6 protein-coding genes are annotated in these 17,171 nt (G+C 40.1%); all 6 read left to right on the plus strand.

What is annotated here, in order from left to right:
- The first annotated feature begins 460 nt into the window (after window positions 1-460).
- Window positions 461-3,670 carry a SusC/RagA family TonB-linked outer membrane protein gene (locus K8P02_RS06345; protein ID WP_025867156.1) on the plus strand — a complete coding sequence of 1,070 codons (3,210 nt, stop codon included), beginning with the start codon at window positions 461-463 and terminating at the stop codon, window positions 3,668-3,670.
- Window positions 3,671-3,694: 24 nt separating this feature from the next.
- Window positions 3,695-5,425, plus strand: coding sequence for a RagB/SusD family nutrient uptake outer membrane protein (locus tag K8P02_RS06350; protein WP_025867157.1), 1,731 nt, complete (start codon window positions 3,695-3,697; stop codon window positions 5,423-5,425).
- 135 nt (window positions 5,426-5,560) lie between these two features.
- Window positions 5,561-8,476, plus strand: coding sequence for a chondroitinase family polysaccharide lyase (locus tag K8P02_RS06355; RefSeq protein WP_025867158.1), 2,916 nt, complete (start codon window positions 5,561-5,563; stop codon window positions 8,474-8,476).
- Window positions 8,473-10,902, plus strand: coding sequence for a glycoside hydrolase family 95 protein (locus K8P02_RS06360; protein ID WP_223382132.1), 2,430 nt, complete (start codon window positions 8,473-8,475; stop codon window positions 10,900-10,902). The genes K8P02_RS06355 and K8P02_RS06360 overlap by 4 nt, the downstream gene beginning before the upstream one ends.
- Before the next feature lie 11 nt (window positions 10,903-10,913).
- The gene (locus K8P02_RS06365; protein WP_195349620.1) at window positions 10,914-14,009 is read left to right on the plus strand and encodes a glycoside hydrolase family 2 protein; all 3,096 of its coding nucleotides are present in this window, start codon (window positions 10,914-10,916) and stop codon (window positions 14,007-14,009) included.
- Window positions 14,010-14,014: 5 nt separating this feature from the next.
- A complete protein-coding gene (locus K8P02_RS06370) occupies window positions 14,015-17,137 on the plus strand; it encodes a chondroitinase family polysaccharide lyase (protein ID WP_195349622.1) in 3,123 nt (1,040 codons plus the stop codon).
- Window positions 17,138-17,171 lie beyond the last annotated feature (34 nt).

Raw genomic sequence — 17,171 nt, forward strand, 5'->3', positions numbered from 1 at the left:
TGTAATACAATATATCTGATAAATGAATTTTTATTTAATTGATTTTCAATATATTTTGTAATGTGTTAATGTATAGTGATTTAAAGATAATAATATTTGTATTTGTTTTGTGATTTTATTGATTGTTTGATGCGGTACTGTAGTTGAAACGTAGATTATCGCAAATTCACGCAAAGAATATCATCTCTCAAGTACAACAGGCCTTCTTATTTGCGAAAATCTGCGATCATTTGTTATTAGATCGTTGAATACTGACTCTGAAACCGTTGATTTATAACGGTATGAACGATATCTAACTTTGTGCGAACGAAAACAAAATGGAAATCTGTTTTTTTGAATAAACCCGAAACATTTGAATTCTGACCTGTGTGAACGAGTTGATACATTTGCAATATCGATAAGAAGCATACTCTGTATCCTTTCTTATCTAACTTTATGTATAACTTTATATTTAATTATTATGCAAAGAAAAACAAGATGTCTTTTCGTAGTATTTCTTCTACTTACAAACCTTGTGGTGTATGCACAGAGTATTACGGTGACAGGAAAAGTGGTGGACAGTGACGGTTTGGAAGTCATTGGAGCAAATGTTACTTTAAAAGGAGCACCCGGAGTAGGGGCGATTACCGATCTGGATGGCCATTACAAATTAAAATCCGACAATCCTTCCAAAGATGTATTGGTATTTACTTTTATAGGAATGGATACTCAGGAAGTACCGGTGAAAGGAAGAAGTAAGATTGATGTAACTTTAAGAGCAAGCTCCGTAATGCTTGATGAAGTAGTTGCAATTGGTTATGGTGGAATGGCCCGTAAGGATATTACAGGATCTGTTGTTTCTGTGGATGCGGAAGCTCTTTCTAAAGTACCTGTATCGGACATCACCCAAGCTTTGGCAGGACGCGTCTCCGGAGTAATGGTAACACAGAATGAAGGTGAACCGGGAGCTTCTATTTCTATTCGTGTGCGTGGAGGAATTTCTATTACGCAAAGTAATGAACCACTGTATATTATTGATGGTTTTCCCAGTGAAGATGGTCTTTCGTCTATAGACCCTGCCGATGTTGAATCTATTAATATTCTGAAAGATGCTTCTTCAACAGCTGTTTATGGAGCACGTGGAGCCAATGGAGTGGTAGTGATTACTACCAAAACCGGCAGTAAGAATGATAATAAATTCTCTATTTCTTATGATACTTATGTTGGGTTCTCCAAACTGGCAAGTAAGTTGGATATGCTTTCAACAAAAGAGTATGTGTTTCTGGATTATGAAAGACGAAACTTCTCGGATGAAGATATAGATGCCGGTAATATTAATGGGTTTACCAATTTATATGGTGACTTTGCCGATATTGGAAAGAACTATGCGAATCGTAAAGGAGTAGATTGGCAGGAAGAGGTTTTCGGAGGAACAAAAGTTATGCAGAACCACCGTATAAGCATTGCCGGGGGAACAAAAGAATTACGATATAACATGTCATATGCCTATTTTGATGAAGAAGGGTTGATGAAGGCCAGTGGGAGTAGCAAGCATAACGCTAAACTGAAAGTTGATCATAAACCGAATGACCGGTTGACTGCTTCGGGATCAATCTCATTTGATCATACTACGGTACATGGAATGGGGACTTCCGGTGATAATTATGGCTTTAATAAGATGGGGTCTATTTTATCTTACCGTCCTACTGCCGGTATGTTGGGAGATGATCAACAGTTAATTGATAATGACGACCCATTGTATGACGATGATCAGAATGCAATGCAGAATCCTATTATATCAGCTCTCTCGGAACATAAGAAGAGAGAACAGAGAACTATACAGATTAATGGTAGTCTGAGCTATGAACTTTTGAAGGGACTGACTTTTAAAAATACTACGGGAGCCCGTTTCTCTACCCGTCGTACAGAAACATTTTACGGGGCACTTTCTGCTACTGCCAAACGTTCGAGCACTAATGGTACTTTGCAAAATAATGAACAAGGTAGTTTCTCAACTTCAAATACTTTGACGTATGCAGGAAAGATGAAAAAACACAGTTATGACGTGATGTTGGGACAGGAATATGTGGCACGTTGGAGTCGTTGGTTCAGTGCCAGTGCTTCTAACTTTCCGAATGATGATATCGGTTTGAATGATATGTCGTTGGGAGCTACTCCGGGAACTCCGAAATCATCTTATAATGATGATGACATTCTTTTGTCATTTTTCGGACGTGTGAACTATTCGTATGCAGACAAATATTTATTCTCTGCTTCTATGCGTGCTGATGGTTCTTCAAAGTTCGGTGCCAATAATAAATGGGGTTACTTTCCGGCTGTATCTGCTGCATGGCGTGTGGGTGAGGAAGCATTTGTCAAGAATCTGAATGTGTTTTCTGATTTGAAATTACGTATAGGATATGGTTTGGCTGGTAATAATAGAATTGGTAGCTATGCTTCGTTACCGATTATGGGTAGTAACAATAATTTTTATCCGAATGGAGAAGGAATAACCAATGGGTTTGCTTCTACGCAGATTCCCAATAAGGATCTGAAGTGGGAAGCTAACAAAACATTAAATATCGGTCTTGACTTCGGATTTTTTAATCAGCGTTTAACCATTTCTCCGGAATTTTATATAAACCGTAGTTCCAATCTGCTTTTAAATACAAAGATCCCCACCTCTTCGGGATTTAACACAATGCTTCAGAATATTGGCGAGACTGAAAATAAAGGTATTGATATCAGTATTACTTCTGTTAATATACAGACTAAGGATTTTCAATGGATTACTAATCTGAACTTATCGCATAACGTAAATAAGGTGATCGCCTTAAATGATCAGGATAGTTTTCTGGAAGAAGCTAAATTCGGGTGGAATCAGAATAACTATATCGTTGAGGTAGGAAAATCATTAGGGCGGATTTATGGTTGGAAAACAGTTGGATTATATCAGGTGGACGATTTCAATTATGATCCTGCAACAAAAAAATATACTTTGAAAGAGGGGATTCCTTATAATACGAATAATACTCCACAACCGGGGTACTGGAAGTTTGAGAACGTAGATGATGAAGGGGCAAGCAAAGGGGTTATTGATGATAATGACAGGACAGTCATTGGTGATGCCAATCCTATTTTGTATGGAGGTATGAATAATACGTTCAGTTATAAAGGTTTCGATTTGAGTATTTTCCTTAACTTCAGTTTGGGAGGAGATATTCTGAATGCAACGAAATTGGCTAATACTCTTTCCGGAAGAACAGGAAACACTACAGTACTTGATATTGCCAATTCATCGAACCGTTGGGTAACGATTGGAGAAGATGGTAAAAAGATTACTGATCCCGCTGCATTGTCACGCTTAAATTCAGGCAAGACAGTGGCTTGTTACAGTGATATGCAGGATGGTGATAAGTTTATGCATTCATGGGCCATTGAAGATGGCTCGTTTTTGCGAATCAATAATATTTCACTGGGATATACATTCCCGGCAAGTATGTTGAAGAAAACGAAGGTTATCAAGAAATTACGTTTATATCTGACGGCTAATAATATCCATACCTTTACTAAATACAGCGGATTTGACCCGGAGGTTTCAACAATGGGCAATGGAATTACACGTGGAGTAGACTGGGGAGGATATCCGAGAAGCCGTTCTTTTGTTTGTGGTGGAAGCATTACTTTTTAATAACTGATAATGATGAAAAATAACATGAAAAAATATATAGCAATCTTCTGTCTGATGTCCGGACTGACATCTTGTACTGATCTTTTGACGGAAACTCCTGAATCCTATTATGATTCAACCAATTATTTCGTTTCAGTTCCTAATGCAAATATGGCCGTTGCTGCTGTGTACAACACTTTAGGAGGTATGGGGCATTACGGGCAAGCAGAAATGGCCATACCTACCTCTGATGATATGTATTATGTATCAGGTACTAATACGGATAATTTGCGTCGTGATATATCACATTATATGGTTTCAACAAATAATCAGTGGATAGAATCTACATGGAATGCAAAATATCAGGGACTCGACAGAGCGAATTTTGCATTGGATGGAATTCGCTCTATGAAAGAATATGCTACAGGTAATGAAACATTGAAAAAGTATGAAGGTGAACTTTGTTTCCTCCGTGCTTTTATAGCTTTGCAGTTGGTAAGAAACTGGGGAGATGTTCCGTATAAAACAACTTATACTGCTTCAGTTAGTGATGCTTATTCTCCTCGTGTAGACCGTGAATTAATCTATGATCAGATTATGTCGGATCTGGAAATAGCCAGAACTCAACTTCCATGGGCTGATGCAAATACAAGTCCGGAACGGGCAACTCAGGGGGCTGCCAGAGCTTTAACTATGAGAGCGTTATTGCAAAGAGCCGGATATAGCCTGAAAGCAGATGCTAAGCTCTCACGTCCGTCTGAAGTTAAAAGAAAAGAGTATTTCAATGCAATCCTGACAGAATGGGAGGCTTTCAAAAAGAGTGGTTTCCATAATTTCTATTCCGGAGGATATGAACAAGCGTGGAAAAACTACTGTCAGAATGTAGATGAACCGGTAGAGACGCTTTGGGAAATAGCATTCTATACTCCTGACGGAAAAGCTCCCGGTGCAGGTATGTGGGGTACTTACATTGGTCCGTCAACAGATCAGGCCAGTATTTACGGACGTGCTAATTCCTTTTTTGTAGTCCTTCCTACCTGGGCTTCCTTCTATGACGAGAATGATATTCGTCTGGATGTAAATATATGTCAGTATAAAATTGATAATAAGAGTCAGAAAGTATATAATATTAAGCCTTACGATCCGAAGAAACCAGCTACAAGTCCGGATACCCCTTCCAATAAATTCTATTATCCGGGCAAGTGGAGAAGAGAATGGATTGGGGTAGGTATGTCTAAAGATCCTAATAATACGGATGTGGATTATGCGGTTTTGCGTTATCCGGATGTAGTATTAATGGTAGCTGAAGCTATGAATGAACTGGATAGGACCGATGATGCTGTTGAACTTTTAAATATGGTGAGAAAGCGTGCCGGGATAACGGAACTGAAAAAAGACTTCTCTAATTATGCTGCTATTTATAAAGCACCGAAAGTGATTGATCTTGACTTCATTGATGATTCTACTCCTGCGGGCAAGTTCAGAACTGCCTTGTATTGGGAAAGAGGTTTTGAACTGTGTTATGAAGGTACTCGCAAATATGACCTGATTCGCTGGGGTATTTTGAAAGAATCATTGGAGAACATGTATGCGTATATGAAGTCGACCGAAAAATTTCCTGATGGTGATCCGAAGAAATATAAATATGCATTGAATGCTTTTCCGGCAGGTAAAGGAGATCGGTTTGTAACAGGTAAGCATGAGCTATTCCCGATACCATTGATGGAAATACAACGGAATAAGGCATTGGGCTCATTGAATAATCCGGGTTATTAAAGTTTGTTTTTGGGATAAATTGGATTTGGTTTTGCCACCGGTATCGCAGGATTTGCAGAGATATTACATTGTCTATTGAATGTATAAAGCTGTATGAACTGTGCAACCGGTGGTGAATAATTAGTAAATTAAAAGATGAAAATAAAGAATTGGGTTTTGATTGTTTGTCTCTTATGCTTCATTACAGAGGTGATGAAAGCACAGGTCTATTCTTTTGAGAATAAAAAAGTGCCGAAAGAATGGAGTATCGATGGTGGAAAACTTGAAGTATCCCGGTTAAAGTATAAAGAAGGTAAACAATCACTTAAAGTAGTATGGGATAAAAATGCCATTGTGCGTTTTACAGGAAAGGAGTCTCTGGATGCTGCAAGCCGATCGGTTAATGGTGGGATTACAGCATGGATATATAATAAGGTACCGGTCACAGAATATATGTATTTCTCGTTTGCTGATGAATCCGGAGCAGAGGTGTGTCGGTTACCTTTTAGAATGGATTTTAAAGGATGGCGTTGTGTGTGGGCTAAGTTCAGAGAAGATATGCTGATGAAGCCGGGAACTATAATTACCTCCTGTGCTATGATAATGCCTGAAAACGTAGAAACCGGGACTATATATCTGGACTATGTAGAGTTTACTCCTACAGTTTCGTGGCAGAAGATGTCAGACGCACAATATAAGGTGAATCAAAAGGATTATAGTTTGATTCACGATTTTATAGGATATCGGAATACATTTCCCGATCTTTCGGACGTGATTGTCAGAGATGAGAATAGAAAGGGAGTTGAGACAATTAAAAACAGATTGATGAAGTGGTATTTAGGAGATCAGTCTGCTGATAATCATCCGATGGTAGAAATCAGAAAAAGAGGTGAGAGGGATTTTATAAAGAAGGGTTTGAAAGCTGCGGAAAAAGTTCAGATCAGATATGATGCTGATGGAGTGGCGATGGGAGAAGGATTATTCCCATTATACTTCTCTAAAGCAGGTGTAACAAATGTAGCTACCTTCCCGGATATCAATAAGTATATTCTATTACCTCTGGCATTAGACTATCGGAAAAACAAATCAGAAAATAGCCTGAAGAAAGCAATCTATATTTATGATTGGTTTCATGACCAGGGATGGGCTGATGGTAGCGGAATGGGAACATTATGTTTTGAGAAATTACGCAGTGCAGGATATTTTCATTCGTTGTTTCTGCTAAAAGACAATTTATCTGAAGCTCAGTTGAACCGGGAATTGAAAGCTTTGAAATGGTTCACTATGTTCGGAGCATGCTACCAGAAACCTGAACATGCGGGAGAAGTAGCAGATAATCTTCGTGCATTGGCTTTACCTAAATTGATATATGCACTTTCGTTGACTGATTTGACAGAACAGCAAGTAGCTATGACAGCTTTTTCTTCTTATATGAATAATGCACTTGATTTTGGTCCGGGATTCTTTGGAACTATCAAGGCAGATTATTCCGGTTATCACCATCGGGGACCTTATAACAGTGCATATTACCCTCATGCACTTTATGCTGCATCTTTTGTGGCTTATCTTTTGCATGATACACCCTATGCTCTTTCAGAGTCTTCATTGACACACCTAAAACAAGCATTGCTTACTTTCAGATTTTTTTCGGCTAATCTGAGTATACCGGCAGGTACAGTAGGGCGTTTTCCTCGTGGCCAACAAGTGTTACAGGAGTTGTTACCGGCTTTTGCTTATGTTGCCCAATCATTTCCGGAAACAGATATTGAACTGACTGCTGCTTTTAGACGATTGGTTCGCAAAAATCCGGATGTAGTAAAATTGTTTATGACAGAGGTGAATTCTGACCTTACTTATACTAACAGTGTGGGCGAAGCGGAAGCTATGGCTAAGCTGTTGCAAATGGATATAGAAGAGGAACCAGCGCCGGAAGGTTCTCTGTTTATGCCTTATTCTGGTTTGCTGGTAGTCAAAAATAAAGATTATCATATTAATGTAAAAGGATTTAGCAAATATATATGGGATTATGAATCATCTGCATCCGAGAATTTGTATGGACGCTATTTGTCTTACGGGCAGATTGAGTATTTCCATTTTGGAAAAAACACCCGTAGTTTCTATCCGGGCAATCCGGCTTTCGATTGGAATTATTTGTCGGGAACTACTTCTATTGTGTTACCAGTTACAGAGTTGGGGGCGAAGAAGAACAAACATCGTAACTTCTCGGATGAAACCTTTTTGTGTGGTGTCAGTGCTACCGGACAACGATCCATGTTTTCGATGAGGCTGCATGATTTGAAATATGATGATAGTTTTCATGCTAACAAATCGACTTTTGTAATAGATGATATTATTCTATGTCTTGGAACTGATATCCGAAACAGCGATAAGCAACATAAAACTGTAACGACTCTGTTTCAGTCTCCTGTGAAACAAAAAGTGAAGATGGAGAAACGGAAAACAGGAGCGTTGCTCAATGATCATTCTGGTCTGTTGTATGTTGTGAAAGATTGTGATCCGGTAGTTCAAAAGAATGATTCGTTTACCATTGCATACATTGATCATGACGTAGCTCCCGATCGGGCAGGGTATCAATATTATGTAGTTACTAACGGAGATGAACAACTGGCTGGACACCTGTTGTCAGAAAATACGCCTATACAGATCCTGCGTCAGGATGATGAAGCCCATATCGTGAAAGTAAAAGATAAGAATATTACCTATGGAGCAATTTTTAGTAAGGATCAGCCGTTTGATTCATTGTTAGTGAAGAGTGTGAATATTCCTCTTTCCTATATAGTAGAAGGCGAAGAAGAGGATACAACGAAAGTTTTCTTTTCAGAACCGGATATGCGGAGAGTTTCGAGAACCAGCATGGACGGCTTATCAGAAGAAGATGTGATAGAGGAAGAAAAGGCTTTTGAAGCAGAATTGGTCCTTAACGGTATGTATGATGTTTATAGTCCTGTTACTCCGTTGAAAGTCCAATATAAAGATGGAAATACATTAGTACGTGTTTTGACGATACGTGGCAATAACTATATGTTTAATCTCCGAAAGAAAGACTTATGAAAAAGATTTGGTTAGCAGTGATCTGTTGTTTTCCGTTTTTTTGTGTAAATGCACAGAATGATCTGACGTTATGGTATACGACTCCTGCCCGTGTATGGGAAGAGGCTTTACCTCTTGGAAACGGGCGGTTAGGGGCTATGGTGTTTGGAGATACCCAAAAAGAGCGGATACAATTTAACGAAAACACATTGTATAGTGGTGAACCTGCTGCATTAAACCGCTCTACTTGTATCCTGCCTCAATATGAAAAGGTACGGGATTTACTGAAGCAGGGTAAGAATGCTGAGGCCGAAAAGATCATGCAATATGAATGGATAGGCAGGCTTAATGAAGTTTATCAGCCTTTTGGAGATGTCTGTTTGGATTTCAAAATGAAAGGCGAGGTGACGGAGTATGTTCATTCGCTGGATATGGAACAGGCAGTGGTTACTACCCGGTATAAACAGGGAGGAACAGAGATTTTACGAGAGGTCTTTGCTTCATTTCCGGGACAGGCTATCGTAATACATTTAAAAGCTGAAAAGCCGGTATTACACTTTGAAATGCAACTTGCATCATTGCATCCGGTTCATCTGTCCTGTGAAGGAGAAAGATTACAGATGGAAGGCCGGGCTCCTGCGCATGTACAACGAAGAACAATTGAGGGGATGAGGAAATATAATACGGAACGTTTGCATCCTGAATATTTTGATGAAAAGGGAAAAGTGATCTCTACGGAACAAGTGATTTATGCAGAAAACAAAGGTATGGCATTTGAAGCCTGCGTTGTACCGCTGAAGAAGGATGGAGTAATCACCTTCAAAGATAACAGACTTGTTGTGAAAGATGCATCGGAAATAACATTTTTGCTTTATGCAGCAACTTCTTACAATGGTTTTGATAAGAGTCCGTCAAAGGCAGGGAAGAATATAGCAAAAGAACTGCAAGCACAACGGAAAAAGCTTGCCGGCAAAGAATATCAGCAAATCAGAAATGAGCACGTTGCTGATTATCAGTCTCTTTTCAAACGGGTAGACCTGGCATTACCATCTTCTCCGAATCAAAAAGATAAACCGACAGATATCCGGTTGAAAGAGTTTCAAACTAAGACAGATCTGTCCTTAATAGCACAATTGTTTCAATATGGCAGATATCTGATGATTTCAGGTTCCCGTCCCGGAGGGCAGCCATTGAATTTACAGGGTTTGTGGAATGATAAAATAATTCCACCCTGGAATTCGGGCTATACAACAAATATTAACTTGCAGATGAATTACTGGCAGGCTGAAGTAACTAATCTGTCCGAGTGTCATCAGCCGCTTTTTACATTTATCGAAGAAATAGCACAGTCGGGTAAGGAGGCTGCCCATAACATGTATGGGCGAAATGGCTGGATTGCCCATCATAATATGTCTATTTGGCGGGAAGCCTATCCGGCAGATGGATTTGTGCATTGGTTTTTCTGGAATATGTCTGGTCCCTGGTTGTGTAGTCACATTTGGGAGCATTATCTTTATACGAAAGATGTTGCTTTTTTAAGGGAGTATTATCCGATATTAAAGGAGTCTGCACGTTTTTGTTCCGAATGGCTGGTGCAGAATACAAAAGGAGAATGGGTGACTCCGGTCAGTACTTCTCCGGAAAATGCATTCCGTATGCCGGATGGGAGAGAAGCTGCTGTATGTGAAGGATCGACTATGGATATGGCTATTATCAGAAATCTGTTTGGAAATACGATTCATGCTGCTGAGTTACTGGGTGTTGATGTAGAGTTTCGTAAAATGCTTGAACAGAAATCAAAATATTTAGCCGGATATCGAATCGGTTCACACGGACAATTGTTGGAGTGGGATAAAGAATATAAAGAGACAGAACCTCAACATCGTCATTTGTCACACTTGTTCGGTTTATATCCGGGCTGTGATATTACTCCTGATACACCGGAGGTCTTCAAAGCTGCCCGGCAAACATTGATTGATCGGGGGAATAAAACCACAGGTTGGAGTATGGCATGGAAAACAGCTTTATGGGCACGCCAATATGAAGGTGAGCAGTCATATGCTGCATTAAAAAATCTGATGAGTTTTATTGATCCGCTTGTGGAAAGTAAAAAGGGAGGCGGACTGTATCGGAATATGCTTAATGCACTTCCTTTTCAGATTGACGGAAACTTCGGGATTACTGCCGGTATTGCAGAAATGTTGCTGCAAAGCCATCTTGGAAATATTCATTTACTTCCTGCTTTGCCGACGGAGTGGAAAGAAGGAAAGATTACCGGATTGAAAGCAAGAGGTGGTTTCCTGGTGAATATGGAATGGCAAGATGGTAAACTGCGGACTGCAACCATTCGAAGTGAATACCCGGCAGAAGCTACAGTCGTTTATAAAGATGAGAGACGGGTGTTGTCATGGAGGGCCGGAGAGGAGAAACTGCTGACTTTTAATTAAAACCATATGAAATGTATATAAAAATTATCTATACGATACTAGGACTATTAATTGGTTTTGGAGATTTCTTTTTATGTGCTCAGAATAAAGTTGAAACGGAAGCTGATTTCTATACTAAGATTGCTCAGAACGAATCAGGAGAACAACTATTCCGGACTTTGGAAAGTCCACTTGGGAAAACTTTACCTGTGGATAAACAGCTAAAGTGGAGTGGAACGACTGGATATCAGTTTAAGCCAATGGAAAAGATTGATAATTCGGAGGAAATGAAGGAAGCACTGAACCGGATGAGAAAAGACCTTGCGGTATATCTGAAAGATGTGGCACCGAAGAGTGTGGATGTAAGGAGGCGTCTGGTGATATCGAAGATGCAATTTCGTTATGAGACGGAAGAAGACCGGGAAGACTTTACTTGTTTGTTGCGGGGAGAGGGACAATGGGATTCAGTACCCATCCCTTACTATCACGGCCCACAAGGGCCATCGACCGCCTGGTATAGGGTAGAGTTGGAATTATCCGAAAATATGTTTTCATTTCCTGCCTTAATGCTTCACTTTAATGGAGCAGATTACTATACAGATGCATTTCTGAATGGGCATCATGTGGGTTATCACGAAGGAATGCTCGATTCGTTTGAATTTGATATAAAGAAATATGCTCGCAAGGGGAAGAATATTCTGTTAGTTAGGTTACGCAATGATTATTCCTTACTGGGAAGTGAAGGGGAGAATCGCCGTTGGGGACATAAATTAGCTGCTAGTAATTCTCCGGGATGGGACGATCCTTTCACTGGATGGTCTTGTTGCCCTGCCGGATATGGGATATACCAGTCCCTTTATCTGGAAACTCGTTCGGTTCCATATATTGAAGATATATTTCCTCGTCCCAACTTAAAGGATAAAAAAATTATTCTTCATGTGGAAATAGAGTTGGCAAATGGAGATGAAGCGGAAGAGTTTATGTTGAAATATAGTGTTTACGGGCAAAATTTTGCCTGTTGTGTAACTCGGGATCAATGGCAGAAAGTGGAAGTTGTGGGTGGGAGAGTAGTCACCTCAATTGAGATATCTATGCTTAAACCGGAGTTAAGGCTTTGGTCACCTGAAAGTCCCTGGCTATATCAGGCACAGGTAGAGTTGTATGATAAAACGGGAAGGGTAAGACTCGATAGTCGTAAGCGACAATTTGGTATGCGTTCTTTTGAAATATCAGCCAGTAGTATCCCGAAAGGACGAATGCTGCTGAATGGAGAAGAAATTCGTCTGCGAGGGGCTAATACAATGGGGTTCTTTCAGTTGGATGTGATGCGGAAAGACACAGCTCAGCTAATAGATGATATTTTGCTGGCGCGTTTGACCAATATGAATTTTATCAGAACTACACAACGGACAATGCCCGAAGAAGTCTACGATTATGCAGATCGTCTGGGGTTATTGTTACAGTCAGATTTACCATTATTTGCTTATATTAATCACAAACAATACAGTGAAATATTGAAACAGGCGGGTAATATAGAACGGTTATTACGTAGTCATCCCTCTGTTATTTTGCTGAGTTATCTGAATGAATCGATGGCCGGGAAAAAACCTCACGCTTTAAATCGGCAAGAATATGAACGGTTGTTTGAAGCTTTGGATGTTGTAGTGCATCATGAGAATCCCGATCGGGTAGTGAAGTATATAGACGGAGACTATCAAATGCCTAACGGCGGGTTCCCAGACCACCATCTATATAATATATGGTATGAGAATCATGGTATTTCCATAGATAGAATGTGCAGAGGTGATTGGATGAAAGTTCCGGAAGGCTGGATGTATGGTTGTGGTGAGTTCGGGGCTGAAGGACTTGATTTTGTCGAAGTTATGTGTAAATATTATCCTCAGGAGTGGTTACGGACGGACTCGGTAGGAGATTGGTCTCCCAAGAATCTGATAGCTCGTCATTCGAAGGCTCAGACTTGGGATAGGCATTGGCATTGGTTTGAAACCCAGAAAAGTATGGAGGATTGGGTGGAAGAGAGTCAGACTCATCAAGCTTGGGGAATATCCAAAGTAGCACGTGCTTTCCGGAGAATGCCTCGTATGAACTCGTTTGCTGTCCATCTGTTTATCGATGCCTGGCCCAATGGTTGGATGAAGGCAATCATGGATTGTAAAAGGAATCCTAAAAAAGCATGGTTTGCTTATCGGGAAGCTCTAACACCACTGGCAGTTCAGGTAGAGTCTGAACGCAACTTGTTTTATGCGGGAGAAGAGTATCCTTTTCAGATATGGATTTGTAATGATGGTCGATATTTCTCAGATATGCAGTTGAGATATGTGATGGAATATTCAGGAAAGGTATTGGATAGTGGACAATGTGATGCTGTAATACCTACTGTCAGTGACGGGTCTGCGTTCCAAGGATTTCTGAAGGTGAAGTTGCCCGAGGTTAATCGACGTTCTGTAGTAATAATACGAATTGGACTATTCAGTAAGAGTACAGGAGAGCAACTTCACGAGGATGTATTTAGTTGTACCGTATTTCCCAGGTTATCAATAGAAGATTCCCAGGTGATATATCCATTAGGTGAATGTGCTGACGAGAAAGAAATACTAAGTGTGTTTCAGCCAAGAATGATAAGGCAAAGTGGAGGAAATATAGTGCCTGAGAATATTATTCTTATCAGTGATCTTAAAGCCTATATGCTGCGAAAAGAGGAAATAGATAAAGCTGTTAGGAATGGAGCAAAGGTGGTTTTCTTGAGAGAAGCATTGACGGAGGATGCGGAACTTTGTGGGAGTAGTGTTGAACCGGACAACTTAAAAGGACATAGTTGGATATTATTTCGTAATGCGTCGCATCCCTGGTTGCGTCAAAGTGGAAGTACGGATTTGAAATATGCATTTGATTCATCGGTGAATGCACCGCAGCGTTATACGTTTACTACTCTTCGTGCTCCGGAATTCGTGCCTGTACTGACTTTTAAAGATCAGGTAGTGGTCGCTGAGAAACCATATGGAAAAGGGCAGGTTGTTTTACTTTCGCTTAATTTGGCAGGCAGATTGACAACTAATCCTGTTCTTGGTAATATATTGAATTCAATAATGAAACGAACTAATCAATGAAAAATATGAATAGAATCAAATTTTTTTTCTTTTTTGTCTTTTTGACTGTGACATTTGGTCTACAGGGACAGGTTATTTCTTTTGAAGAAGATGATGCACTCAATGCATGGAAGTGTACTAAAGGAACTGTAACGATTTCCTCTGCAAAAGTAAAAGTAGGTGATGCTGCTTTGTGTTGGAATATAGAGCCCGGAAGTGTATTGACTGCAGAAAACTTAACTTCGCTTAAAACAGTATCGACAAAGAGTAAAGGTGGTGTAAATCTGTGGATATATAGTTCAAAAGCTATGGATGATGTGATGCAGATAGGATTTTATAATGCTTCGGGAGTGAAGAAGTGTAAACTTGATTTCCGTATGAACTTTGTAGGATGGCGTTGTTTGTGGGCATGCTTTACAGAAGATATGGGACATGATCGTACTCAACTGACCACAATGAAATTTGAGATGCCTGCCGGAGCTTCCGGAACGGTTTATCTGGATTATATCGAATTTGTAGCAACCAGTTCCTGGCAAAGGATGCCCGATTATCAGAATCGTACCATTAAAGGAGATGAATCTTACTTGACCTCTCGTGAAATTTCAGTTCCTTCTTCTGTTGGGGTGACTGACGAACAGGAGGAGGCGATTAGGGTAATAAGTAAAAGATTGGAAAATTGGTATTTAGGAACAGGGAGATATACTTCGAATGATATATATAAAAAACGTAAAACAGCTGTCAATAGTTGGATGAGCACCGGACGGCGTAATGCTCCCACTATTGATGAGAATGGAACGGTTGATAAATCCGGGTTATTTTCATTAGGATTTGATGGGAAGTCGGTGGATGGAGTGAAACTGAAAACATTTAAGAATATCAATGAGTCATGCTTACTCCAACTGGCATTTGATTATCGTATTAATAATAACTCTGCCAGTTTGGATAAAGCAAAAAAGATTTATGAATGGTATTACGATCAAGGTTGGGCTGATGGGAGTGCTTTGGGGACGTTGTATCTCGAAATGCTACGTAGCAGTGGCTTTTATCATTCCGTGTTTTTGTTGCGTGATCAACTTTCGGAAGAGGAGAGTAAACATATAACCGAAGCTCAGCATTGGTATACCCGTTTGGGAGATGCATTTATTGTACCGGAGACACCGGGAGAATTGGCCGACTATATCCGTTCACTTGCTGTACCCAAACTACATGCTATCTTAATGATGACTGACAAGCATCAACAGATTGCTTCTATGGAGTCTTATTGTAAATATCTGAATAATGCTTTTTCTTATGCTCCCGGATTTGCCGGTTCATTCAAGCCTGATGGTTCTGGTTATCATCACCGTGGAACATATCTGAGTGCTTATTATCCTCAAGTAGTTTATGTGGCTTCTATGCTCTACTATCTGCTTCATGATACGCCTTTTCAACTGGATAATGAGATCTACGATATTCTCAGGAATGCATTGCTTTCTTATCGTTTCTTCTGTGGTGAATATGCTGTGCCCGGTAGTACTTGCGGACGTTTTCCCGAAGGGGCTGAGGTACTTCATACGCTGATACCGGCATATGCTTATCTGGTGATGTCTTCCGGAGAGTTGGATACTGAACTTCAGGCTGCTTTCCTGCGTTTGTGGAAGCCTGAACATAGTTTGGTAAGTGCTTATTTGGCAAAAACAGCCGTAGATATTTGTTATACAAGAAGTTTGGGTGAAGTGGAATTGCTTCTGGATGCTGCATCTAAAGGAGGGGATGCTGAAACGAATCTTGCAGGTACTAAGTTCATGCCTTATTCAGGGCTATTGGTATATCGCCAGCCGGAGTGGATGTTTACTATAAAAGGGTTCAGCAAATATATCTGGGATTATGAGAGTTCCAACTCAGAGAATGTATATGGACGGTATCTGAGTTACGGACATGTGGAATATACCGATCTGCAAAACGGTCAATCGACTTTACGCCCCAAAGAATGGGATTGGACACATCTCCCCGGAACAACTGCAAAGCAGCTATCTGATAATGAATTACACTTTAGTACGGTGGGAGATAAACATCGTAATTTCTCAGATCAGAGTTTCCTCGGAGGGATTGCTTTCGATAAAAATACGAGTCTGTTTACCAACCGGATGCATGACAATGCCATTGACAAGACGTTCTACGCAGATAAATCTTTCTTTGTTTTTGGCAATGTGGTTTATTGCATGGGCAGTGGCATCAAGTCGGGATCGGCAGATGTAGAAGTGCATACCACTCTCTATCAGAATCTGAAAGGAGAGAATAGCAAGGCAGTACAGCGACCGGATGAAAAGACCGTGTATGATAATTGGGGAAATCTGTTTCTGATTCACCAGGGAAACCTGTCACTGTCAGAAAACGAAAAGTTCGATTTGGGATATATCAATCATGGAAAAGGAGCTAGCAATGCGCTTTATGCTTACACCTGGCTCATCAAACCGGAAGAAGGACAATCGGACGTTTATAGGAATAATTCTCCTTTTGAAGTGCTGAAACAAAATGAAGAAGGCCATGTGTTGTGGCACAGGCAACAAAAAGTCCTTATGGCATCTATCTTCAAAAAAGGAGATGTCACGGGGTGTAAGCACATTCGTTATGTAAATAAACCGATGATGATTGTGCTGAAAGAGGACAACGGAATGCTGGATGTTGCTTTCACCAATCCGGATATGGATAGAGAGAGTGCATCCAATAACAATGCACTTACAGATGCAATGGTGAACATGCCGGGACGTATTTCTGAAATATCTTTCCGCATTGATGGAGAGTATAGGAATACCGACGTAGATAGCCCTGTTAAAGTAACCAGTGAAAACGGAGTCACTACAGTGACTTATTCCGAATCGGGCAACGGAGAGACTTACAGAGTATTACTGACCAATAAAGCTACCGGATTGGAAGTTATATCTTCAAAAGAGAAAATTGAAATCTACAAAGAAGCTACCGGTTATTGTATTGTTACTGGAGGAATTCCGGCTGCGGTATCGGTTTTGGATGTAAACGGTCGTGTAGTGAAAACCATTTATGGGCACGGTGAAAATCTGACGTTGCCATTAGACGATTATCCTCATGGTGTTCTTATGATAAAAGTGACTACTCGTGAAGAGGTTGTAGTTAAGAAGATTATTTTTTAATCAAAATAAATTATAAACAATTAAATCGAAAAAC

This window comes from Bacteroides nordii (assembly GCF_019930665.1).
Classification (GTDB): Bacteria; Bacteroidota; Bacteroidia; order Bacteroidales; family Bacteroidaceae; genus Bacteroides; species Bacteroides nordii.